This is a genomic window from Photobacterium leiognathi, from assembly GCF_030685535.1.
Lineage (GTDB): Bacteria > Pseudomonadota > Gammaproteobacteria > Enterobacterales > Vibrionaceae > Photobacterium > Photobacterium leiognathi.
Genome location: NZ_CP131601.1, coordinates 1,680,514 through 1,705,084, shown reverse-complemented (window position 1 = coordinate 1,705,084; position 24,571 = coordinate 1,680,514). Strand labels below are relative to the sequence as shown.

Here is a 24,571-nt window from a genome sequence, read left to right as displayed (position 1 = left end):
ATAATTAAACTATCAATTAACGCAAGATCGACGATGATGAACGCTTTTTGTGTTAGATATCAAAAAGGTTGGTATCACGCACTAATTCACGTGGTAAACCGTTTTTAATTCGATTGCTAACCCATTTACCAATGCCGATTGGATAATCACGGTAAGTGACGATCACTTCACCTTTACCCGCTGGGATTTCAGGGCGAATATCACGTCCCATGAACCATTCTTTGGCTTGTTCAGCATTCAGTTCTATTGCGGTAGATTCGTTGCCAGAAGCCAGTGTCATTACCGCTTCATGCTGCCAGCGGTAACCTTTTTTGTGTTGCTCTGCCAGTTTGATACCGATACGTTGGAAGCGGATTTCACCAATTAAGCTTTGCAGTTCGGAAGGGAATAACCAGACTTCTTTGTCACGTAGCCACACATCATGCTGTGTTGGTAGTGTGATATCTAAATCTTGCTTTAGTTGCTTAGCAATGTCTTGCTGATCTTTATCTTTTAGCTGGCTAAATGGGAATTTACCCATGCGCTTTTTCACTTTATCCGTTTCTACTGGTGCCAGTTTACGAATACGTGCCACAAAGAAACCTTCGCTATCAAAGATCTGTGGGTATACGTGAAGGAAGCCATCTTCTGTTAATGACTTTTCTGCACCATTAAACAGATCGTTTAGCGGTTCAAATTGAACAGCATCACCAAACTTTTCTTTTAGGAAATGACAAACCTCTTGGTTTTCACTTTGGTTTAAGGTACAGGTTGAATACACCATAACGCCACCAATTTTAAGCGCTTGGAATGCACTAACAATCAGGTTGCGTTGAACTTCAGCGATCTCCTCAATAGAGGCTAGGCTCCAGTTTGCCATTGCATCGTCATCTTTACGGATAGCACCTTCACCAGAACATGGTGCATCTAATAAGATTGAATCAAACGCTTCTGGTGCCCATGTGCCAAATACACAACCATCAAAGTGGGTAAGTGCAGCATTGTAAACACCACAACGTTGCAGGTTTGAGTGCAGTACTTTAATACGGCTTGCAGCTAGCTCGTTTGCCACCAGCGCACCTTGGTTTTGCATGGCACAGGCAATTTGAGTGGTTTTAGAGCCCGGTGCAGATGCCATATCTAGCACGCAATCTAACGCATCGTTATCTTTTAATAATGCGGTAACTGGCATCATGGAGCTGGCTTCTTGAATGTAGAATAGACCTACCATGTGCTCTGCAGTATTGCCTAGCGATACACTGTCTTCATCTTCACGTTCGATCCAAAAGCCTGTATCACACCAAGGCACAGGGGTTAATGTCCAACCACGGTTTGCAACACGAGCAAGGAAATCCTCTACACTGATTTTTAGTGTGTTGACACGAATGCTGCGACGAAGAGGTGTTTTACAACATGCAATAAATTCATTGATGTCTAAATGCTCAGGCATGGTTTGCTTGATTAAATCGATGAATGCGTCTGGGATATAGATATTCGGATGCAAGGGAAGGATCTCTATTAACTAGCTAATGGCGCTGATTTTATAACAGATTGGTATGAATTGCAGTTTTTGCTAATACAAAGCGTAATAAACAGTTATTGCGGATTAAAAAAAGAGCACCGAAGTGCTCTTTTATAGGTTAGTGTTTTACCGATTACAGATGTAATGGTGTATCTGATCTTAACGCTCAGGTATGGCTGTTCGCCATGTTAACCATTTAGGGTTCACTTCTTTGTGTAATAGGAAGTGTTTCCCCGGTTTCGCTTTCGGTTCAAGTGGCTGTTGCTCAGGTGTAGCAAATGAGATACCACCACGAAGCAGGCTATCAAAAGTGCCAGCTTTTATATTAGCGCCTGTAATACCAATATCGACATTCACCCCTGACTTGTTCCAGAACACGGTATTCTTACGAACAAGGTGGCTGTATTGCTTTTCAAGCTGGGCTTTGATGATAACGCGATCGGCTAAATCACCAAGGGATACATTGACGACTTGTCCTACCTGAATATCACGATACAGCAGTGGGGTTCCTTCGCTGATTGAACCACGCTCTTCACTTTCAAGTACGATGGTCATTCGTGAATTAAACAATTCGGCAGAGCCCAGTTTGAACGTATCATAGAACTTACCTTTACCCGGTTGAACGGCGATGTATGAGCTTAATAGTGAATCTAGGTTTTCACTGCCACTTAAGCTGATCTTAGGTTTTACCACCCAGAAGTAGCTATCTGATTTAGCAATTTTCTTGGCATATTTCGGGTATAAGCGCGCTTGGATTCTTACGTTACCTTTGTGAAAATCAGGCTCGATATTGATGATTTGACCAATGGTAACGCCTTGGAATTTGATTTCTGTATTGTTTGATACAGAACGTGCATCGCTAGCGGTAAGTGTGATCAATTGTCCGAAGTGTTGTGCATCACTAAGGCTTGGGTAGAGCTTGTATTTTGAGCCAATACGGTTGCTAACTTGATCCATATTATCAAAGGCAATGCCGCCTTTAATTAAGGTTGAAAGAGGATCAGTCACCAATTTCACACCATTTAATCCAGCTTCTACTTCAATGCCTGAACGATTCCAGAATACGGTACGTGAAGTGATAAGGTGGCGGTATTTTTTCTCAATATTTAGCTTAATATTCACACCATCATCTTGTAGTGCAAAGTCGATAACTTCACCCACTTGAAGGTTACGGTATAGCACAGGGCTACCTTCAGATACTGGCGGTAACTTTTCAGCAAACAGGTTAATAGTGCTGTAGCCTTTGAGTTTTTCATCAGCAATATCTGCAAGGCTACGGTTTTTAAATAGGGTGTAGCTCTTGTTAATTTTACTGCTACCAACAGAAGTAAAGCTGATTGCGCTGCTGATCAATTGATCGGCTGGCGGAATAGAGACATCTACACCACGACTGGTGATACTCGCATCGATACCACCATCAACGAAGAAGCGGCTACTGCTACGAATTAAATTAGTGTACTCGGGCTGAACTAATACATCGAAACCAACACGATCACCTGATAGCTCAACATTGGTGATACGACCCACCGTTAAGCCTTTGTAGCGCAATTTAGTACCACGTTTAATACCGAAGCTTTGATCGGCATACAGCTTAAAGGTTGCAACACCCGGTTGTTGTTCTTCTAATGCATCACGTGTGATAGCGGTGAAATTACGGGTTGTTTCGCCTTTACCCGGGATCAAACGTAGGAAGTTACCACGAACAAGGTTGCCAATATTCTTTACGCCATTGAGTGAAACTTCAGCTTCTTCGAGCAATAAACGAGAACCACTGTTTAAGTATTCACGCATACTAGGTTCAATCGCAGCATGAGCAACAATCTTGTTTGTTTTATCGTCTAGGCTAACATCGGTAATTTTACCGATCTGCAAACCGCGATACATGATTGGTGAGCCTGAATCGCTGATATTGTTGTTATCAGGCAGTGCAATCGTTATGGCAATACCACGACCTGCGGTGTTGATATCAGGGTACAGCTTAAATAGGTGATTAGGCTCAATGGCTGTGCCTTTGTCTGGCGAATCAAACGCAATCGCACCTGCAATTAATGCTGATAGGCTTTCAAACTGCACATCAACGCCATTAAAGCCAATGTCGGCACGCATACCGCTGACATTCCAAAAACGGCTTTTATCGGTAACTAGATTGGCGTAACGCGGTTTGATTAGCGCATCGATCACCACTTCTTTTTTGTTATCGCTTAATGTGTAATTAAAAACTTCACCTACAGGGATCTTCTTATAGAAAATTTGCGAACCAATACTGATCGATCCAAGGTTAGGGGCTTTTAATTGCAGTTTTAAACCATCTTCTAATGGGGTATCTGCAGGTTGGTTTTCAAGCGCGGTAAATTTGGTTGCTTCAGGGCCATCACCCGGCAATAAGGCAATGTAGTTACCTGAAACCAAAGTATCTAAACCTGAAATACCGGTAATTGATGCTTTTGGCTTTACTAACCAAAAACGGGTGTTTTTACGTAAAATGTTAACCGCTTCTGGGTAAATATCTGCCGTGACATAAATGCTTTTTAAATCTTTCGATAAGCTCACATCACGCACAATACCTACTTCAAGACCTTGATAACGGATAGTAGTACGTCCTGCAACGAGACCTACCGCATCGTTAAAGTGAATTTGAATACGTTCGCCAGCTTCATTGACGGCTTTGAACAGTAACCAACCTGCTAGTATTAACGCGAGTAGCGGCAATAGCCATAGTGGTGATAGCCCCCGATCACGGCGAATATTCACCTTGTGGGGTTGTTCGTTATTTGGATCGTTGTTCATAGTTATCCCATATCAGGCGAGAATCTAAACTTTCTGCTGCTAACATTGTTAATACTACCACGACGGCAAAGGCGATGGCCCCAGGACCTGGCGTGAAATCAAGAACTTGACCACGGTCTATCAATGTAACCATGATCGCAATAACAAAAAGATCCATTACGGACCATTTCCCAATCCAGTGGACGGCACGAAAAACGCGCATTCTGAAAAGGTGGCGGGTATTTCGCTTAAATTGCACTGCTAATAAGATGTAAGCCAAGCTAATAATTTTGGCGATAGGCACAATAATACTGGCGATAAAGATGATGGCTGCGATGCCTGTCATGCCGGATTTTACCAGCTCAGCAACACCCGAGAAGATGGTGTCTTCAATACGTTTACCGTTATTCATGAAAATAGAAATAGGGTATAAGTTTGCAGGCAAAATGAAGATGCTGGCTGAGATCAAGTATGCCCATGTTTTTTGAATTGAATGGGGAATACGATCATGCAGCGCACTATTACAGCGTCGGCAATGAGTAAGGTGTTCTTGGGTTAGATGACAAGTTGTGCAAAGGGTATCTAAATCATCACTAATATGTTCATTTTCAGGTTGCCATGCATCCCAATATCGTCGAACACTGATACGAGTTAACAGCACTAAGAACAATATCTGCATGGTGATGAGGCAATATAAGCCTAATCCAACATTAATATCAGCCACTTCTTGGACTTTAAAACAAGCGATAGCAAGGCTAACTAAGAATACATCGAGCATGACCCATTGTTTTAAATGGTGCAGTATCCAGGTTGATAGTTTGAATAGATGAAACTTACGAAATTTCAGAGAAAATTGTGCGCTGAAGACTGCACCCATTACTAACAGTGGTGCAATAACACTACAAAACAGAATTAACGTTGCGACACCGGGAAAGGATGCGGAAAGTGTGATTGCCCCTGATGGGAGCGTTGCAGGGATCATCTGACCAAATAATCGAATGGTGATTAAAGGCAAAGTAACTGTTGGTATAAAAAGGATCAACCCGGCTGCTGCAATGGCAAGCTCGGCATTAAATATTGCTGTTCCCCCACGATATAAACGTGTTTGACAACGGGGACAGTAAGCACTTTGTCCGTGATGAGCTACTTCAGGAAGCACGAGTAAATTGCAACCTGGGCAGCGTCTGGCCGTCGACATAGTACGTTGTTTCCTTCGTAAAAAGAGCGGGATATAAAAACGCCCATGAAATATTAATTCACAAGTGTATAAAAACAGAGTGAATGATAGCTCATGAGCGTCAAGAAGGGGATACTATATTATTTTGTGCCGAGTCTTGCCACCGCTAGTTGTGGATCTCTTTGCTCTACATCATCATTAGGTGATTGAATTGAACCATAAAGTGTTTGATATAACCCATGTTGGCTAACTAATTCATTGTGCGTACCAGATTGGCTTACTAATCCATCTTCTAATACATAGATCAAATCAGCTTGTTTAACCGCTGAAAGACGGTGGGCAACAATCAATGTGGTTTTATCAGCTAAAAATTCATTCAAGGCTTTATGAAGTGCTGCTTCTGTTGACGTATCTAACGCTGATGTCGCTTCATCTAAAATCACAAAATCTGGGTTCGATAGGATCATTCGAGCAATGGCTAAACGTTGACGTTGACCGCCTGATAAACGAATACCTTGGCGACCAATCTCTGTTTCTAAGCCGTTTGTCAGGCGTTCTGTCATATCTGACAACTGTGCGATTTCTAGTGCATTCCACAATTGATAATCAGTGTAGTCACCACCTAAGGTTAAGTTATGACGTAACGTATCGTTAAATAGCACAGGGTGTTGCAGTACAACCGCCATTCGCTCACGTAACGATTCATAACTGACATCCTCAATGGTATGACCGTTAATATAAATATCACCAGACTGTTTTTGGTAAATACCAAGTAACAGTTGGATCAAGGTCGATTTACCACCACCAGATGCACCCACTAAAGCAACACGTTTACCTGCTGGAATATCAAGATTTAAACCGCGTAGCACTTCTTTATCGTCGTCATATGAAAAGTGAACATCTCTGATTTTAATATCAATCGCTTCATTGTGATTGAATGGGTATACCGTCGCGGTAGGACGTACTTCTTCTTCAAGAGATAACAAAGTATTTAAGCGCTGCATGGCAGCAGATGCGCTATACCAAGAAAATTGAATACCCAGTAGCTCTTGCACTGGACCAAGCATGAACCATAGGTAACTAAATACTGCCAACATTTCACCAATGGTTAAGTTACTAAATAACACCATTAACATCGCAGCAGCGCGGAAGACTTCAAAGCCAGCTAAGAATAATAGGAAAGAAATTCGACCAGCTGCCTCTGATTGCCAAGCAAACTTATCAGCGCTGTGGCGAATATCATTGGCTTGAGATTTTAACTGCCCAAGGAATTCCCGTTCACGATTGGATGCTCGAAGTTGATAAATTCCGTCTAATACTTCTACTAAACGTTGCTGAAACTTCTCATAAGATTGGTTTTCTTGGCGTTTTAAGTTTTTAACGCGATTGCCCATCAACTTAGAGGCATACACCACAATCGGATTGATGACTAAAATGAACAATCCTAACTTCCAATCAAGCCACAACAGCACTCCCGCAGTTCCTACCACGGTAAGCAAACCAATAATAAAACGGCTTAAGGTATCACCAACAAACTTATCAATGGTTTCCACATCAGTAACGAGGTGAGAAGTGATACCACCGCTGCCTTTTTCTTCATACTGACGCATGCTGATACGTCCTAACTTATCTAATAAGTGCTGACGAAGGTGAAAAGTGATGTCTTTAGATACTAATGTGAATTGTCGGCTTTGCAGAATATTCAACGCTTGGCTAACAGTGCGCATAAACACAACAAGAAACAGCACTAATAAAATGTAGCCTGTCGCAGTTTGCCATTCTGTTGGAATAAGGTGATTTAAAAATTCGATGCCTTCAGCTGGCTTATGCAGAAGCACTTCATCAACCATTAAAGGCATTAATAAAGGGATAGGAACACTAATAAGCGTTGCAATAATAGCGATGATATTTGCTGTGATCAGTCGAGGACGATGTTTTTTGGCTTGCATAAAAAGCCAAGACCAATTAATCATAGTTGGGAGGGAATGCTTCACAATGATAATGATTCCTATTATTAGTAAGTTATTTCATTTTAACGATTATGTAAGGCGTATGCTATGGAAAATACACGTTCTTTTTATGACCGACTCACTTGTCAGGCTGTGGCATTGATTGAAGGTGAAACAGATTTAATTGCTAATATGTCTAATATTAGTGCGTTATTGAACATGGAGTTAGAACAAATAAACTGGGTTGGCTTCTATTTATTGAAGGATAATGAACTGGTACTTGGTCCGTTCCAAGGTAAACCTGCTTGTGTTCGAATTCCGGTTGGAAAGGGCGTATGTGGAACTGCGGTAAAAGACGACAAAGTTCAACGTGTTGATGATGTCCATGCCTTTCCTGGGCACATTGCATGTGACGCTGTTAGTCAGTCAGAAATCGTTATCCCATTAAATGTTAGAGGAAAATGCATTGGTGTGTTGGATATTGATAGCCCATATTTGTCAAGATTTGACCAAAATGATGAACAAGGTCTAGTTTCTTTAGTTGAAGCGCTACAAAAAGTACTCTAATTTCATGCTTTCGGTGGTTTTTCCTTTATAGGTAATTATAATAGCCACACTATTTCTTTTTGAACAAAGCACAACAAGCGAGCAAATCTCGTTTATGTCAGGAAAGTCCATGGAAAACTCTGAAAAGTTAACGAACAGTAAAGAAGTTATTGCATATATTGCTGAGCGTTTCCCAAAATGTTTTACTATTGAAGGTGAAGCTAAACCACTTAAGATCGGTATTTTTCAAGATCTTGCTGAGCGCTTAAGTGAAGATCCAAAGGTAAGCAAAACTCAATTACGTACAGCATTACGTCAATACACATCTTCCTGGCGTTACCTTCACGGCGTTAAAGCTGGTGTAAGCCGTGTTGATTTAGACGGTAATGAGTGTGACGTACTTGAACAAGAGCACGTTGATCACGCACTTAAAGCTCTTGAAGAAAGTAAAGCAAAAGTACGTACTCGTCGTAAAGAGCAAGCGATGGCTAAAGCTGCTAAAGAAGGCGAAGCTAAAAAAACTCGTACAAAATCAGCTAAACCAAAGAACATTAAGCAAAAAACAGCTAAAGTTAATAAGAAGCCAGTAGAGACTACACGTGTACTAAACGCTGACGAAGTGATTGTTGGTAAAGACGTACAAGTGAATATGGGCTCTGGTAACATGCCTGCAACTATTGTTGAAATTAACAAGGACGATGTGCGTGTTCGCTTAACTAACGGTTTAGTTATGGCTGTTAAAGCGGAGCACCTGCGTTCATAAAAGGAGAATGCGCGACGCATGAATTGTCGATTACGTTTCTCACTGATAGCTGCTGGCATGATGCTAGCAGCTTCAGCACAAGCCTCTGAGGCTAAGTATTCATTAAGTGATTTGCCGCAACTTGCACCTGAAAAGCAACATGCAACGGCGAGTAAAAGGGTAGCATCACGCTTAACCCGTTCACACTACAAGCACTTTTCACTTGATGATAAATTCTCTGGTCAGGTATTCGATCGCTATATCGAAATGCTCGACTACAACAAAAGCTTTCTAACAGCTTCAGATGTGAAGCAATTTGAACGTTGGCGTAATCAGCTTGATGATCAGTTGCAATCTGGTGATACATCAGGTGCTTTTGATATTTTTAATAAAGTACTTCAACGTCGTTTTGAACGTTATCAATTTGCCCTTTCGCAATTAAATAACGAAATCAAATTCGATAAAGATGAAGACTTTGTTATTGACCGCTCTAAACTTGAGTGACTAAAAGATCAAGCTGAATTAAATGAAATTTGGCGTAAACGTGTTAAATACGATGCGTTAAATCTTAAGCTAGCGGGCAAAAACTGGAAAGAAATCCAAGAGACGTTAGGCAAGCGTTATAACAACGCAGTAAAACGCTTGACTCAAACTCATAGCGAAGATGTATTTCAGTTATACATGAATGCTTTCTCGCGTGAAGTTGATCCTCATACGAGTTATTTATCTCCACGTAATGCAGAGCAATTCCAATCAGAAATGAACCTTTCTTTGGAAGGGATTGGTGCTGTGCTGCAAGTGAAAGATGATTATACGACGATTCAATCCCTTGTTGCTGGTGGCCCAGCGGCTGGTTCTAAGAAATTAGCAGCAGGTGATCGCATCATTGGTGTTGGTCAAGAAGGCGAAAAGATTGTTGATATTATTGGCTGGCGTCTAGATGATGTTGTCCAATTAATCAAAGGTCCTAAAGGGTCGAAAGTAATCCTTGATATTCTTCCTGAAGGTAAGAATAGTAAGAGTTACACTGTCACAATTGTACGTGACAAAATTCGCCTTGAAGATCGTGCTGTTAAGTCTGAAGTGAAGACTGTTGAAGGCAAGAAAATTGGTGTTATCGAAGTACCAAGTTTCTATGTTGGTCTATCTGAAGATACTAAGAAAGAATTAGTAAAACTTAACAAAGATAAAGTCGACGGTATCGTAATTGACCTGCGTAACAATGGCGGTGGTGCGTTAACAGAAGCAACAGCGTTAAGTGGTTTGTTTATTTCGAGCGGCCCGATTGTCCAAGTTCGTGATAGTTACGGTAGAGTAAAAGTAAACAGTGATTCAGATGATCAGGTTTTCTTTGATGGTCCGTTAACTGTGCTTATTAATCGCTATAGTGCATCAGCATCAGAAATCTTTGCTGCAGCAATGCAAGACTATGGTCGTGCCGTTGTACTTGGTGAACAATCATTTGGTAAGGGTACTGTGCAACAACACCGTTCACTAAACCATTTGTATGATTTGTTTGATAAGCCGCTTGGTCATGTTCAGTACACGATTCAAAAGTTCTACCGTATTAATGGTGGTAGTACGCAGAATCTAGGTGTTGTACCTGATATCTCTTTCCCTACGGCGGTTGATCCATCGGAAACGGGTGAGAGTGTTGAAGACAATGCATTACCTTGGGATAGCATTAAGCCAGCTAAATACCAACAACTTCATAGTTATTCGTCAATTCTTCCTAAATTAAATGAAGAACACTTGACACGAATTAAGAAGGATATGGAATTTGGTTTTATTGAGTCAGATATCCAAACCTATAAAAAGGAAAAAGATATCAATACTATTTCGTTAAATGAAAAGGCTCGTATTGCTGAGCAAGATAAAGAAGATGCTGAACGTTTAGCTCGATTAAACCAACGTCAGAGGTCATTAGGTGAAAAGCCATTTACTGATTTAGACGCTGTGCCAAAAGACTACGAAGCGCCAGATGCGTATCTAGATGAAGCGGTCGATATTACTGTAGATTTAACTAAAATTAAGTCGTAGTAATAAAGTAATATTGCAAAGCAACACGCTGATTATAAAGCGCTCTTCGGAGCGCTTTTTTCTTACCTCTCAGTTACAGAAACAATCTCACCTCTAAGACATGTTGCACATTGGAATGTGATCTTTCACATATTTTTCATCGCGAAACAGCTTTCCCAACTAGCTTTAAAGTACAAGCACTTTGTTCTGGTAACAGGGGAAGCCTATGAAAAAGCTATTCTTTATTGTTGTATTATTCGCGCTTAGTACATTTAGCCGTCCAACGATTGCTGATGACATAACAGAATTTGATTACCCATTTTTACTTGGTAATTGGTATTGGTTTAGTAGCACAGAAGCTGGTGTAGAAAGTGAAGGTGAAAATTACCGCGCAATGCATGTTCAATTTAAATCAGATTATCAGTTTGCTATGCGTCTATTGCGTATTGATGGAAAAATAGAGCAGTTGGCTGGAGAGTATAATATTGATGAAACCAACATTACCTTCATGACAGAAAATGAAGAAGATCAAATGCATACTTATATGCTGAGTTATAACCAATTCGTTTTAGATGGAGCTAGGTTTACTAAACTCGCACCTGAGAATTTGCCTGGTAACTGGAAAACATCTGCAATCTCAGGCGTAGATGTCGATCAGAGTATTTCAGAGTTATCGCTAACGCTTCGCCCTGACTTTTTATTTTCGGCTGAAGTGTCGAATGACAAAGGCAAATCAAAAGAGCATCGAGGCATTTACTATATTGAAGACAATCAGTTAGTTCTGCTTTATGAAGATGGTCAGCATGATTCAGAATTTGAATTAACTAGTAATGATACATTAATGTTAACCAACACCCATTTTGGTATGGAAGCGATTCTACAACGAGAATAATCGAAAACAGTAAATGATTAGGGTAAGTTACGACAGAAAATATTGGATAGCGATTCTATTGCAGCTAAAGCTGAATACCAAAAAGAAAGGCGAACACCATTTATGAGTTGTTCGCCTTTTTTATGTCTAAATAAGATCGTTATTGATTTGCGAGATTGAACGCAGATCGTAACTGATCTAAATAATCCTCATCACGACAGATACTTTTACCTGGTTCGTCCGAGATTTTTGCAACAGGTCGACCTTCACATTCAGTCAGCTTTAAAACAACATTTAGTGTTTTAACATTGGGTAGGTCGCACGTTAATTGTGTACCAATACCAAAACTCACATTGATTTGATGGTTGAAGTGTTTGAAGATTGCAAGTGCTTTATCAAGCGTTAAGCTATCTGAGAACACCAATGATTTTGTTTTAGGATCAATACCCAATGACTTGTAATGGGCGATAGCTTTTTCACCCCAAGAAATTGGATCACCACTATCGTGACGAAGACCAACAAAACGCTCTGATAAACGCTTATCGAAATCACGAAGGAATGCATCCATATTGATGCAGTCGGTAAGGGCAATACCTAAATCATTTGGGTACTCTTGCAACCAACGATTTAATGCAAGTTGCTGAGAATCGGCAAGTTCACCAGCTAATTGTTGGTGAGCTTGGAACCATTCATGCGCTTGAGTACCTACTGGTGTTAAGTTACGTGTAAATGCAAGGTAGTAGTTAGATGTACCTTTAAACTCAGGCATGTTGTCTTTTAGATAATCAACAACTTCATGATGAACGGCTTTAGAAAAACGACGTCGTGTACCGAAATCCACCAGCGCAAATTCACTTAAATCGGTATCTTCCGCATTACGGTAAAAACGTTCAATTTTCTGTTTTAATTGTTCGATCGCATCTGCTGGTGTTGCATCAGGATATAGATGCGCACAACGGATTTCGCAAATAATGGCAAGAAGCGGCACTTCCCATAAGATCACATCAAGCCATTTACCACGAATAGTAATAGCAAGTTGTTCGCCAGAATCATCAATAGTTACATCGTCTGCATTTAGCTGAAAGTGGCGTAAGTACTCAAGATAATCAGCACTGAAAAAAGACAATGTAGAGAGGTAGTTGATCTCATCTTCAGTAAAAGAAAGTGCTGCGATTTTTGCGATTTGATCTTTGATCTCTTGAGAGTATGGGCGTAGATCTTCTTCGCTTCGGCAGTGGAATTCAGCCACAGCTTCAACGTCTGGGTATTGATGGAAAATAGCCTGCTGCATATGCAGTTTATAAGCATCGGTATCAAGCAGGGAGTCGATAACCCTAATGTTGTGTCTGTTATTAATCATATCTGGTAGTAGATACTTATTAGAAGTGATAATAAATCTATGAGGATAATGTTAATTCATTAATATTCAATGAGTTAAAATGAGGATGATTAATGAAAATCATAGTTTATTAAAGCCTTAAGTTAATTGGGATTGTGAACTAAGATGTGATGTTCGTCAAGTATAACCATTCTCATTGCGGCTCAGACGAAGTGCTAACTTTGCTTTTTAAATCTATGGCTTATGCATAAATTGTCACAATGAATCACAGGGTATTTGTATGAGTAATCAAGAGTCAGATTTTCTTTCTTTTTATGAGTGCGATTCATGCTTTATCTAATACACTGTAAATAAAGAGATATATTTACTAAGTCAGAGAAGTCTCTAATTTTGTAGCATTAATTTTGATTATTAAATCGCCAAAGTAACACGTGGACGTACATTTACTATTGTCTATTATTTGTACCAAAAATAGGTGTCCGTTGAGTAAAACCTGATTATTCATCGTAATAAAAACAATGTTACAGATTTTGATGTAATAGTGAGTATTAAAAATTACTGCTTTTTATTTAAACAAAAATCTCGTTTCCAGCTTAATTTGCTTTATTTTTAATCGGTTAATTGCGAAAACTAAGTATTTGCCGGATCGAGATAAAAACTATCGTATATAGTTGATACTAATTCTTGTTTGAACGTTATAGTGTCAAACAAACTGATTATTTGGTCGTTCTATAAACGCAACGTTAGGTAGAACCATTAACCAAGGAAAATAAGAATGACAGAGCAGACGTCTACACAGCCTACCGCAAAATACCGTTCTGATTACCGTAAGCCTGATTACACCATTACGGATATCGATTTAACGTTTGATCTTAATGACACCAAAACCCAAGTAACGGCACAAAGTAAAGTGGTTCGTATGGGTGATAACGCTGATGCGAAATTAGTGTTAGACGGTGATGAATTAGAATTGGTCAGTGTTACTGTTAATGGAGAAGCATGGTCAGCGTATGCGAAAGAAGATGGACATTTAGTGTTATCAGATCTTCCGGCTGAATTTGATTTAACTATCGTAACCATGATTAACCCTGAAGCTAACACGGCTTTAGAAGGTTTATATAAGTCGGGTGGTGGTTTCTGTACCCAATGTGAAGCGGAAGGTTTCCGTCGTATTACTTACTACCTTGATCGTCCAGATGTGCTTGCGCGTTTTACCACTAAGATCATTGCAGATAAAGCAGCATTTCCTTTCTTATTAAGCAATGGTAACCGTATTGCCGAAGGTGATTTAGATAATGGTCGCCACTGGGTTCAATGGCAAGACCCATTCCCAAAACCATCTTACCTTTTCGCGCTAGTAGCTTGTGACTTTGACGTTTTACGTGATAACTACACAACCATGAGTGGTCGTAACGTAGAATTAGAAATCTTCGTTGATAAAGGCAACCTTGATCGCGCAGATTACGCTATGACTTCATTGAAAAATTCAATGAAGTGGGATGAAGAGCGTTTTGGTCTTGAATACGATTTAGATATCTACATGATTGTGGCCGTTGATTTCTTCAACATGGGCGCAATGGAAAACAAAGGTCTGAATGTCTTTAACTCTAAGTTTGTATTAGCCAATCCAAAAACAGCAACAGATAGTGATTATCAAGGTATTGAAGCGGTTATCGGTCACGAATACTTCCATAACTGGACCTGTAACCGTGTGACTTGTCGTGATTGGTTCCAGTTAAGCCTAAAAGAAGGTTTAACGGTATTCCGTGATCAAGAGTTCTCATCAGATCTTGGCTCTCGTCCTGTAAATCGTATTGCTAATGTACGTATTGTGCGTGGTCCTCAGTTTGCAGAAGATCGTGGTCCAATGTCGCACCCAATTCGTCCTGAAAAAGTGATTGAGATGAATAACTTCTACACATTAACTGTGTATGAAAAGGGTAGCGAAGTGATCCGCATGATGCACACCTTATTAGGTGAAGCGAATTTCCAAGCAGGTATGAAGTTGTACTTTGAATGTCATGATGGCACTGCAGCAACTTGTGACGATTTTGTTCAAGCCATGGAAAATGCATCAGGTATTGATTTATCTCGTTTCCGTCGTTGGTATAGCCAAGCGGGTACGCCTGTTGTAGCAGTAGAAACTGCTTATGATGCAGATAACAAGAGTTACAGCGTCACTGTTAAACAGCAAACACCACCAACAGCAGGACAGGAAGAGAAACTACCGCTGCACATTCCATTTGATATCGAGCTTTACGATAGCAAAGGTGAGGTAATTGCACTGCAATCTAACGGTAAGCCTGTTCACAACGTATTAGATGTTAAAGAAGAAGAGCAAACTTTCGTATTTGAAAATGTTGCTGAACAACCTGTGATTTCCATGCTTCGTGAATTCTCAGCGCCAGTGATCTTAGAATATGACTACTCAGATCAAGAATTGATCTTCTTGATGATCCACGCACGTAACGAGTTTGCGCGTTGGGATGCTGGTCAAATGCTACTAGCGAAATACATTCGGAAAAACGTTGCTGTGGTTCAGGCAGGTAATGCTGTAGAACTACCAGAAGCCGTTGTAGATGCATTCCGTGGTGCATTACTTGATGAAAATCTAGATCCTGCGTTTATTGCCGAAATGCTAACTCTGCCAAGCGAAAATGAAATTGCTGGCTGGTATAAGCAAGTAGATGTAGATGCGATTAATGCGGTTGTTGGTGCGTTAACTCAAATCTTAGCAACTGATATGGAAGATGAGTTACTGGCGATTTACCGTAGCTTAGCGCAAGGCGAATACAGTTTAGATCATGCTGCAATGGCAAAACGTGCGTTACGTAATAAGTGCTTGTCTTACCTAGCACATACAGCAACAGGCAATGACTTGGTTACTGCGCAATATGCTGCTGCAGATAATATGACTGATACCATGGCAGCGATGTCTGCAGCTAACAATGCGCAATTGCCTTGTCGTGAAGCACAAATGGCTGATTTTAGCGATAAGTGGACGCATGATGGCCTAGTGATGGATAAATGGTTCATGTTACAAGGTACAAATCCTGCTGAAAACGCATTGGAAAATGTACGTAACACCATGAATCATCCTGCATTTAGCTTGAAGAATCCGAATCGTACTCGTAGTTTAGTAGCAAGTTTCTGTGCTAATAACCCAGCACGTTTCCATGCGAAAGATGGTTCAGGTTATGCGTTCTTAACTGAAATTCTAACGGCGTTAAATACCAGTAACCCACAAGTGGCTTCACGTTTGATTGAACCGTTCTTAAAGTATCGCCAATACGATGAAGCACGTCAGCAATTAATGCGTAGCGAGCTTGAGAAGTTATCGGTATTAGATAACTTAGCGAAAGATCTGTTTGAGAAAGTGCAAAAAGCGCTTGAGCAATAATCTGTGATTAGCTAAAACATAAAGCCAAGTATTCAATATCTTTGATGCTTGGCTTTTCTTTTAATAATAAATGGATATGTACAGTAGGGAACATGCGTAGTTTTATTTTTCGTGTAAATATTACTTATCAAACTTTTCTTCAGCATTATTCAGGCGCTGCCAGCAGTGTGGTTGTGATGACAGAAAACGGTTTAAAACTTCAACTCCCAGCAGTAAGACTACGACCATTCCTGACCCAAATGGGGGTTAAAGGGCGTTTTCAAGTAGCTGTCGATGAGAATAATAAGCTTACGACGTTAACTAAACTTTCTGATTAATCTGTACTTTTAGCTGTATTAGCTCTCACTCATTTCCCAATCTTTTTTAATCAAGATATATCATTAGCAAAATGCAGTGATGTATTTTTTTCGAAACACTTCCAAGAAAATCCTTATCTATACTTATATAAGATAATAATAAATAGGGGTTTTTCATTATGAATGCACCTGAAAATGTTGTTCCTGTTTTACTTGATAAAGTTTATGGATTGATCAAAACAAAAGTAGACAGTGCGCAACAACCTTTAGTGGATGTCTTTGCTAAACGCCTTTTAAATCAACTTGCTGAAGATGATTTACTACAACGTAATGAATCTGATCTCTATGGTGCTGTACTGAGTTTATGGCATCATCTTGTTAAAAATAAGCCAGATAAAATATCAGTTCGTGTTTATAACCCAACATTAAGTCGTCATGGTTGGAAGTCGACTCATACTGTGGTTGAAATCGTCATGCCAGATAAGCCATTTCTGGTTGACTCTGTTCGTATGACATTAAATCGCCTTGATATTACTAGTCACTTGATGCTCAATGGGCCTTACCATTTCGAGCGAGATAATAAAAACAATATAATTAAAGCTTGTGGCGATAACGGCGAGCTACAGACTCTTTTCCATATTGAAGTGGATCGCTTAACCAAGAAAGAAGAAATGGCCTCGCTACGTGATGAGCTAGAGGCGGTATTGAAAGACATTGAATTAGTAGTCGCTGATTGGCAATCAATGCAAAACAAGATGTATCAAATCATCAAAGAGCTGAGAGTCGCCCAATTACCAGTAGAAGAACAATATTGTGAAGAAGCGATCGAATTTTTAGAGTGGGTAGCGGATCATAACTTTACCTTCATGGGCTATCACTGTTATGACTTGAAACCGATTCAAGGGGATTATCAATTAACCCCGACCAAAGAACTAGGCTTAGGGTTACTAAAGAAGCTTCGTCATGCTCGTCCGTTAAATTTATCAAGCTTACCTGAGTCTGCTCGTATTGAAGCGCAAAAGCCTGATTTATTGATCCTTACCAAAAGTAACGCCAAATCTCGCATTCATCGTCCTGCTTATATTGATTACGTTGGTATCAAACGTTTTGACCGTAAGGGGAATGTGATTGGCGAACATCGTTTTATCGGTTTATATGCCTCAACTGCTTATCATCAAACGGCAATGCACATACCCTTGATTCGCAATCGCGTAAAACGGATCTTAGCAGCAAGTAGTTATCCAGAGGGTTCTCACTCATGGAAAGCATTAAATAATGTATTAGAAACCTATCCAAGAGATGAGCTAATTCAAGCCAAAGAAGAAGAGATGCTTGATGTCGGGATGGGGGTTGTACGGATGCAGGATCGGGACTTACTCAGATTGTTTGTAAGGCGGGATCCTTTTGGGCGTTTTTTTTCATGTATGGTGTATGTTGCCAAAGAGCGGTATGACACTGAATTAAGACGGAAGATCCAAACAGTATTAAAAGATTATTTAGGATCGAGCCAAACCGTTGAGTTCACCACTTTCTTTTCAGTCAGCCCGCTTGCAAGAACCCACTATATTGTTCGTGTACCAAATAATAACTTTGATATTGATGTGAAATCCATCGAGCATAACTTAGGTGTTGCAGTAGCTTCATGGGAAGATCGCATCACTCAGTCGCTCGTGGCTAATTTCGGTGAAAGCAAAGGGATCCCCATTGCTAAAAACTATTCCAAAGCATTCCCTCGTTCGTATAAAGAGCAAATGTTACCTGGATCTGCGGTGGCTGATGTACTTCAGCTCGAAAGGCTAGATGAAAATAATAAGCTAGGTATGTTGTTTTATCGGCCTCAAGAAGAGTCTGCAGATTCTACCGCGGTGAAGCTAAAACTGTTTCATCGAAATGAGCCTATTCATCTATCTGATGTTATGCCCATGCTTGAGAATTTAGGCCTGCGAGTTATAGGTGAGTCGCCATATCAAGTGATCACAGCAGATGGCGTGGTGAATTGGATCTTAGATTTTGCCATGTTGCACCATGTAGCAAATGACTTTGATTTATCAGAAGCCAGAGATAGATTCCAAGATGCATTTTCTGATATTTGGCACGGAGAGTTAGAGAGTGATGGCTTTAACCGATTGGTACTTCGCTCTGGCTTATCAGGGCGAGAAATTACCATTTTACGTAGTTATGCCCGTTATATGCGGCAAGTCGGCTTTCCATTTAGCCAGCAATACATAGAAGATACATTGAATAACCATTGCGAACTTGCTTGTAATCTGGTGTCTTTGTTTAAACTTCGTTTTGATCCAAGCTTTAAATATAGTGAGAAAGCAGAGCAAAGTTTGATCAAACTGATCATCGAAAGCTTGGAAGATGTAGAAAGCCTTGATGATGATAGGATCATTCGTCGCTATATGGATCTGATATTAGCAACGTTACGGACCAATTTTTACCAAAAAACAGAACAAGGTAAGCCTAAACCTTGGTTATCTCTGAAATTAAACCCAACCGCAATACCTGAAATTCCTGCTCCTGTACCTAATTACGAGATTTTTGTTTATTCACCTAACTTTGAAGGCGTCCATTTACGCGGTGGAAAGGTCGCACGTGGTGGCCTTCGTTGGTCTGATAGGCAAGAAGATTACCGTACCGAGATATTAGGCTTGGTTAAAGCGCAGCAAGTAAAAAATACCGTTATTGTGCCTGTTGGGGCTAAAGGCGGTTTTATTTGTAAGCGTCAGCCGCAATTAACAACACGAGAAGAGATCTTAACGGAAGGTAAAGCTTGTTATAAACGCTTTATTTGCGGCTTATTAGATGTAACCGATAACGTCATTGATGGTCATTGTCAGCCACCAGCCAATGTTGTTTGCCATGATGAAGACGATCCTTATTTGGTTGTTGCTGCGGATAAAGGAACGGCAACGTTTTCAGATATCGCGAATTCATTAGCGGCTGATTATGACTTTTGGTTGGGTGATGCCTTTGCTTCTGGTGGCTCTAACGGCTATGACCATAAGAAAATGGGCATTACCGCTAAAGGTGCATGGGAGTCAGTTAAACGTCACTTCAGGGAAATAGGTGTTGATTGCCAAACCACGGATTTTAGCTGCATTGGTATAGGTGATATGGCAGGTGATGTGTTTGGTAACGGTATGTTGTTATCTAAGCACATTCGCTTAGTGGCCGCTTTTAACCATCAACATATTTTTATCGATCCGGATCCAGATGTAACGGTTAGTTGGCAAGAGAGAAAGCGCTTATTTGAATTACCACGATCCAGTTGGGACGATTATGATCGAAAATTGTTTTCAGAAGGTGGTGCGATCTTCTCTCGTAAAAGCAAAGCGATCAAACTTGTTCCAGCAGTACAAACCTTGCTACAAACGCGAAAACAAAGTTGTACACCCAATGAGTTAATTCACTTAATTTTACAAATGGATGTAGATTTATTGTGGAATGGCGGTATTGGCACTTATATCAAATCAAGTAAAGAAACTCATACCGATGTTGGTGATCGTGCTAATGATGCTTTACGTGTTGATGGTGAACAACTCAGAGCCAAAATTGTCGGAGAAGGCGGTAATCTTGGCTTTACACAACTAGGTCGGGTTGAGTTTGCTAAGGCTGGTGGACGTGTAAATACCGACTTTATTGATAATGTGGGTGGCGTGGACTGCTCAGATAATGAAGTAAACATTAAGATCTTACTTAATAGTTTAGTTTCAGCTGATGAAATGACATTTAAGCAACGCAATACAATCTTAGAAAATATGGAAGATGAAGTCAGTGAGATTGTCCTCGATGATGCTTATCGGCAAAGTGAATCCATATCGGTGACTGAGCAACAACAAGTTCAATTACTCAAGGAGCAGACCCGTTTTATCCACCAATTAGAGCGTCATGGTAAGTTAGATCGCAGTTTGGAATATTTACCTGATGATGAAGCATTAGCAGAGCGAGAAAAATCTGGCATAGGGCTTACGCGGCCTGAAATAGCAGTGCTGGTGGCTTACGGAAAGATGGTATTAAAAGAAAAGCTTGTAAATCATGATATCGCGAGCGATCCATATCATTCCCGATTATTGCCTGCTTATTTCCCCCGATTTTTGCAAGATAACTATCGTATGCAGATGGAACAACATCCTTTGCGCCGAGAACTGATTGCGACCTCATTAGCGAACCAAATGTCAAATGAGATGGGGTGTAACTTTGTCACTCGTTTACAAGAAGAAACGGGGGCAACCATTAATGACATCTCCGCTTCTTATTCAATAGGACGAGAGATCTTTAATTTTGACGAACTGTTTAGTGATATTCGGGATTTGGATAATAAAGTCTCTGCACAAATCCAATATGAAATGCTTTATCGTTCAAGACGCATGTTGCGACGAGTAACACGATGGTTTCTACGTAATAGGGAGCACAAGCTAGGAATAGAGCAACAAATAGTCTTCTATCAACCCTTTGTTGAACAACTTCGCCATCATCTAGATAGTTACCTTGTAACGCAAGAAGTCATTGAACATGAGCAACAAGCCAAAGAGATGATAGATCAAGGCGTACCTGATCAGCTTGCCAAAAACATTGCACGGTTAACAAGTTTGTATTCAGCAATGGATATAGCACAAATAGCTAAAACGATGGAAGTGGATACATCACATATTGCCCGTGTCTACTTTGTACTAGGGGCAAAGCTGTCTTTACATTGGTTCTTAAAGCAAATTCAAAATCAAAGTGTAGAGAATAACTGGCAAGCGTTAGCGAGAGCATCGTTTAGAGAAGATTTGGACTGGCAACAACGTCAACTTACCACGGCTGTTCTGATGACAAGTAAAGCAGAGCCAGAGGAGAGCATTGCCTTATGGATGGAGCAACATAAGAAAGCAATTCATCGATGGGATAGTGTATTAGCGGAATTTAAGGTAGGGAATGCCCATGAATTTGCTAAATTTTCAGTCGCTTTACGAGAACTAACGATTCTTAATCTAAATTCACGACCGACTAGTTAATAAAGCAGGCAAAATATCGCTACGTTGTAACAAATATAAGTGACAGTGTAGCGATATGGTGTCGAGACTAAGAGTAGCCACGTCGCAAAAGTAAGGTAAAGGACTAACTTTGAGTGACATTGTCACTTATCGCGTATTTACAAGCAGGTCTTTTCAAACAAAAAGAAAACGTTTGCATTAAAGTGTAATTTTTTATGAAATCACCAATCTATAACTTATTGTTAAACAAAGGTTTAATTTCTAAGTTACTGAATTATTGACAATAATCAAAAAAATAACGATTGATGTTAGAGGAGGAAATGTGAATAATACCATCCCGTTTATTCGGGACTTATATTGGAGTTACAATGCTATATCGTATCGCACGTTCTGCTATTTTTCAGTTGGATGCTGAAAAGGCACACGACCTCGCTATCGAGAACTTTTCTCGTTTCACTGGAACTCCATTAGATCTTTTCTATCGTCAACACCTTCCTGAACGTCCTGTTGAAGTCATGGGACTGACTTTTAAAAACCCTGTTGGTCTAGCTGCTGGCCTTGATAAAAATGGCGAATGTATTGATGCATTTGGTGCTATGGGTTTTGGTTTTGTGGAAGTAGGGACAGTAACCCCACGTCCTCAACCTGGTAATGATAAACCGCGTCTTTTCCGTTTGATCCCAGCTGAAGGCATCATCAACCGCTTTGGTTTTAATAACCTTGGTGTTGATAACTTAGTTGAGAATGTAAAGAAAGCAAAATACGACGGCATTATCGGCATTAACATTGGTAAGAATAAAGACACACCAATTGAAAAGGGTGCTGAAGATTACCTTATTTGCATGGATAAAGTGTATCAATATGCAGGATACATTGCGGTAAACATTTCATCACCAAATACTCCGGGGCTTCGCAGCCTACAGTATGGTGAAGCATTAGATGATCTGTTATCTCAACTTAAAGAGAAACAAGCAGAGCTTGCAGAGAAACATGGCAAATATGTACCACTCGCACTTAAGATCGCGCCAGATCTTGATGATCATGAAATTCTACAAGTATGTGATTCTTTGATCCGCAATAAAATTGATGGCGTTATCGGTACTAACACCACATTAGATCGCTCTCTGGTTCAAGGAATGGAGCATTGCGATGAAGTGGGTGGCCTAAGTGGTCGCCCTTTGCAAAACAAAAGTACTGAAGTTATCCGAAAAATGGCAGAAGCACTAAAAGGTGAGATCCCAATCATTGGTGTTGGTGGTATCGACTCGGCAATTTCTGCTCGTGAGAAGATGATGGCAGGGGCAAGCCTTGTTCAAGTTTACTCTGGTTTCATTTACCACGGTCCTCGTTTAGTAAAAGACATTGTGAACGGTCTTTAATACGAATTGACTGACAGATTATAAATTTTAAAATTTGTCTGACATTTGAAAACCCAACTTAGTAGATACTAGGTTGGGTTTTTAATTATGTACTCAATATAAGCTGTGTATTAAATATACAAATGATGTATACATAAATACTCAGTTATTTTCCCCTTTTTATTTTAGGTAGTACGAGTAAAATCAGATTAAATTTTCTCCATATGGTCACAGATATAAAATAAACCACTATCTTTTAGGAGTCGGAACGTGTTAAAGCCAGATAATTCATGGAAATGGTATTTTGATACTGATATGAATTCCCTAATGCTTGAATTAGGGAATGATATGCTTTTTCGTGTAGCACTACTGACTAAGCTACTGACACCAGAAGCAAAAGTGAGTGATATTTTTAATGTCGACGATATTGAAGCTTATCAAAATTTCCAAGAGCAGTTTGCTCAATTACCTATCTCTGAAGCACGTAAGTGTGAATTAGCACTTAATGCAACAGCAGCAAGACGTTTCCATAAGCCTATTATGCCTAAAAGCTGGTATTTTGCGCCTCAACAAGGTGTTGAACCAGAGCAGGGTGAAGTAGTGAGTTTAATGACAGCATCATGCACTGCACATTATGTTGTGATCGAAAATAATGGTACCGCTAGTCTATGCATGCTTGCTGACGTGGCTACTGTTGATTTGGATGGTGCTAAAACAATGCAGTTCTGCGATACGATTAAAGTAATGAATGACCGAATGGCTCCCTGTTTTGTAGAAAGTGAGCAGCATTATGCCCTTGTTGGCTAAAGAGTAACGTTAAAGCTTATTTGAGTAAATTCTTATCATGCAATTCAGAAAATTCCCCTGATAAGTTAGTAGGTTATCTAGCATTATTTATTCTTTCCTATAGCGGCTAGACTAAGCTCGCTCATCTCTTTTCTAACGATTTAATTTATCGAAACGTCTATTTCGGTATTGCTCGCTAACACATAACCACCTTACTTACATATCTCTGATGTACCATCAAGCATCATGCCTCTTACTCGCTTTTCCTGATGAATTGAAAATTTCAGACTCAATAATTCTATTTTCCTAATGCTTATACCTATTGGCAGAGTAGGAGCTATTAATTGGGGCTAGATACAAATAATGTCTAATGTTTCAGATTAGTGCTAAATAAATCGCGATATAGTTAAATACATTTGTTTAAAAAACAGCCTAAAAACTGCTATCAATATCAAAGTTCTCTTATTAAAAGTGACTATTTCCATTGCGAATAAAGGCAAATTACCGCAACAAATAGGCATTAATTTTTCTGTTACATTGCGTTTCATTTATCTTTATTTCCTCATTTATCACATTTCTCCACTATGAAAATAATAGGAATAAACAGCAGAAATATATCGTGATAACGATGGAATAAATTATTCCTCCATGTGGTTTAACGTAAGGAATAGTGCTAACTGATAGTTTACAAATAACGGATAAATACCTATTAGTTATTGATTTTTAGTGGGTAATTATTACTGTTGATGCTGGTGGATGATGGGGTTGTCGTTATTCTATCGCTGGTCTTATCGAATAATGAGTAAGAAGAAACTGTAATGGGATGGCATGAAAGAATC

The 24,571-nt window shown here is 39.9% G+C and carries 13 protein-coding genes and 1 pseudogene; 9 read left to right on the top strand and 5 right to left on the bottom strand.

Annotated elements, in window-relative coordinates; genetic code table 11:
• Positions 1 to 52 precede the first annotated feature (52 nt).
• The 4 genes from rsmF to Q7674_RS14870 all read right to left on the bottom strand — a co-directional run bounded on the left by rsmF (position 53) and on the right by Q7674_RS14870 (position 7,417).
• A complete protein-coding gene (rsmF, locus tag Q7674_RS14885; RefSeq protein ID WP_305422685.1) occupies positions 53 to 1,483 on the bottom strand; it encodes a 16S rRNA (cytosine(1407)-C(5))-methyltransferase RsmF in 1,431 nt (476 codons plus the stop codon).
• Between the two features lie 177 nt (positions 1,484 to 1,660).
• Positions 1,661 to 4,288: an MlaD family protein gene (locus Q7674_RS14880; protein WP_045062828.1), complete on the bottom strand. Its 2,628-nt coding sequence runs from the start codon at positions 4,286 to 4,288 to the stop codon at positions 1,661 to 1,663.
• Positions 4,269 to 5,465 carry a paraquat-inducible protein A gene (locus tag Q7674_RS14875; protein ID WP_045062830.1) on the bottom strand — a complete coding sequence of 399 codons (1,197 nt, stop codon included), beginning with the start codon at positions 5,463 to 5,465 and terminating at the stop codon, positions 4,269 to 4,271. Before Q7674_RS14875 ends, Q7674_RS14880 begins: the two co-directional genes overlap by 20 nt.
• Positions 5,466 to 5,584: 119 nt before the next feature.
• On the bottom strand, positions 5,585 to 7,417 hold the full coding sequence (locus tag Q7674_RS14870) for an ABC transporter ATP-binding protein (protein WP_045062832.1): 1,833 nt from the start codon (positions 7,415 to 7,417) through the stop codon (positions 5,585 to 5,587).
• A gap of 84 nt (positions 7,418 to 7,501) precedes the next feature.
• Between Q7674_RS14870 and msrC the strand changes: the two genes are divergently transcribed.
• The 4 genes and pseudogenes from msrC (at position 7,502) to Q7674_RS14850 (ending at position 11,592) form a co-directional block, all read left to right on the top strand.
• Positions 7,502 to 7,960 carry a free L-methionine (R)-S-oxide reductase MsrC gene (gene msrC, locus Q7674_RS14865; RefSeq protein WP_045062834.1) on the top strand — a complete coding sequence of 153 codons (459 nt, stop codon included), beginning with the start codon at positions 7,502 to 7,504 and terminating at the stop codon, positions 7,958 to 7,960.
• Between the two features lie 109 nt (positions 7,961 to 8,069).
• A complete protein-coding gene (gene proQ / locus Q7674_RS14860) occupies positions 8,070 to 8,702 on the top strand; it encodes an RNA chaperone ProQ (RefSeq protein WP_008987080.1) in 633 nt (210 codons plus the stop codon).
• An 18-nt stretch (positions 8,703 to 8,720) separates the two neighbouring features.
• Positions 8,721 to 10,721: pseudogene (prc, locus tag Q7674_RS14855) on the top strand (carboxy terminal-processing peptidase).
• Positions 10,722 to 10,926: 205 nt separating this feature from the next.
• A complete protein-coding gene (locus Q7674_RS14850; RefSeq protein ID WP_023932079.1) occupies positions 10,927 to 11,592 on the top strand; it encodes a lipocalin-like domain-containing protein in 666 nt (221 codons plus the stop codon).
• Between the two features lie 139 nt (positions 11,593 to 11,731).
• Here Q7674_RS14850 and pncB read toward each other — a convergent pair whose 3' ends face one another.
• Complete coding sequence (pncB, locus tag Q7674_RS14845; RefSeq protein WP_023932080.1) at positions 11,732 to 12,931, bottom strand: nicotinate phosphoribosyltransferase; 1,200 nt, start codon at positions 12,929 to 12,931, stop codon at positions 11,732 to 11,734.
• A gap of 754 nt (positions 12,932 to 13,685) precedes the next feature.
• Here pncB and pepN point away from each other — a divergent pair.
• The 5 genes from pepN to Q7674_RS14820 all read left to right on the top strand — a co-directional run bounded on the left by pepN (position 13,686) and on the right by Q7674_RS14820 (position 23,753).
• Complete coding sequence (gene pepN / locus Q7674_RS14840) at positions 13,686 to 16,310, top strand: aminopeptidase N (protein ID WP_305422679.1); 2,625 nt, start codon at positions 13,686 to 13,688, stop codon at positions 16,308 to 16,310.
• 92 nt (positions 16,311 to 16,402) lie between these two features.
• Positions 16,403 to 16,627 carry a DUF2835 domain-containing protein gene (locus Q7674_RS14835; RefSeq protein ID WP_008987075.1) on the top strand — a complete coding sequence of 75 codons (225 nt, stop codon included), beginning with the start codon at positions 16,403 to 16,405 and terminating at the stop codon, positions 16,625 to 16,627.
• 158 nt (positions 16,628 to 16,785) lie between these two features.
• Positions 16,786 to 21,609 (top strand): NAD-glutamate dehydrogenase, encoded by a 4,824-nt coding sequence (locus tag Q7674_RS14830; RefSeq protein ID WP_107229575.1) that lies wholly within the window; start codon positions 16,786 to 16,788, stop codon positions 21,607 to 21,609.
• Positions 21,610 to 21,956: 347 nt separating this feature from the next.
• Entirely contained in the window at positions 21,957 to 22,967 is a 1,011-nt protein-coding gene (pyrD, locus tag Q7674_RS14825) for a quinone-dependent dihydroorotate dehydrogenase (RefSeq protein WP_008987073.1), read from the top strand.
• Between the two features lie 249 nt (positions 22,968 to 23,216).
• Entirely contained in the window at positions 23,217 to 23,753 is a 537-nt protein-coding gene (locus Q7674_RS14820; protein ID WP_305422677.1) for a cell division protein ZapC, read from the top strand.
• The last annotated feature ends 818 nt before the right edge of the window (positions 23,754 to 24,571 follow it).

Excerpts from the sequence above, each read along its gene's own strand:
- Q7674_RS14880 (WP_045062828.1), bottom strand. The coding sequence starts at position 4,288 with ATGAACAACGATCCAAATAACGAACAACCCCACAAGGTGAATATTCGC.
- Q7674_RS14875 (WP_045062830.1), bottom strand. The coding sequence starts at position 5,465 with ATGTCGACGGCCAGACGCTGCCCAGGTTGCAATTTACTCGTGCTTCCT.
- Q7674_RS14870 (WP_045062832.1), bottom strand. The coding sequence starts at position 7,417 with ATGATTAATTGGTCTTGGCTTTTTATGCAAGCCAAAAAACATCGTCCT.
- msrC (WP_045062834.1), top strand. The coding sequence starts at position 7,502 with ATGGAAAATACACGTTCTTTTTATGACCGACTCACTTGTCAGGCTGTG.
- proQ (WP_008987080.1), top strand. The coding sequence starts at position 8,070 with ATGGAAAACTCTGAAAAGTTAACGAACAGTAAAGAAGTTATTGCATAT.
- Q7674_RS14850 (WP_023932079.1), top strand. The coding sequence starts at position 10,927 with ATGAAAAAGCTATTCTTTATTGTTGTATTATTCGCGCTTAGTACATTT.
- pncB (WP_023932080.1), bottom strand. The coding sequence starts at position 12,931 with ATGATTAATAACAGACACAACATTAGGGTTATCGACTCCCTGCTTGAT.
- pepN (WP_305422679.1), top strand. The coding sequence starts at position 13,686 with ATGACAGAGCAGACGTCTACACAGCCTACCGCAAAATACCGTTCTGAT.
- Q7674_RS14835 (WP_008987075.1), top strand. The coding sequence starts at position 16,403 with ATGCGTAGTTTTATTTTTCGTGTAAATATTACTTATCAAACTTTTCTT.
- Q7674_RS14830 (WP_107229575.1), top strand. The coding sequence starts at position 16,786 with ATGAATGCACCTGAAAATGTTGTTCCTGTTTTACTTGATAAAGTTTAT.
- pyrD (WP_008987073.1), top strand. The coding sequence starts at position 21,957 with ATGCTATATCGTATCGCACGTTCTGCTATTTTTCAGTTGGATGCTGAA.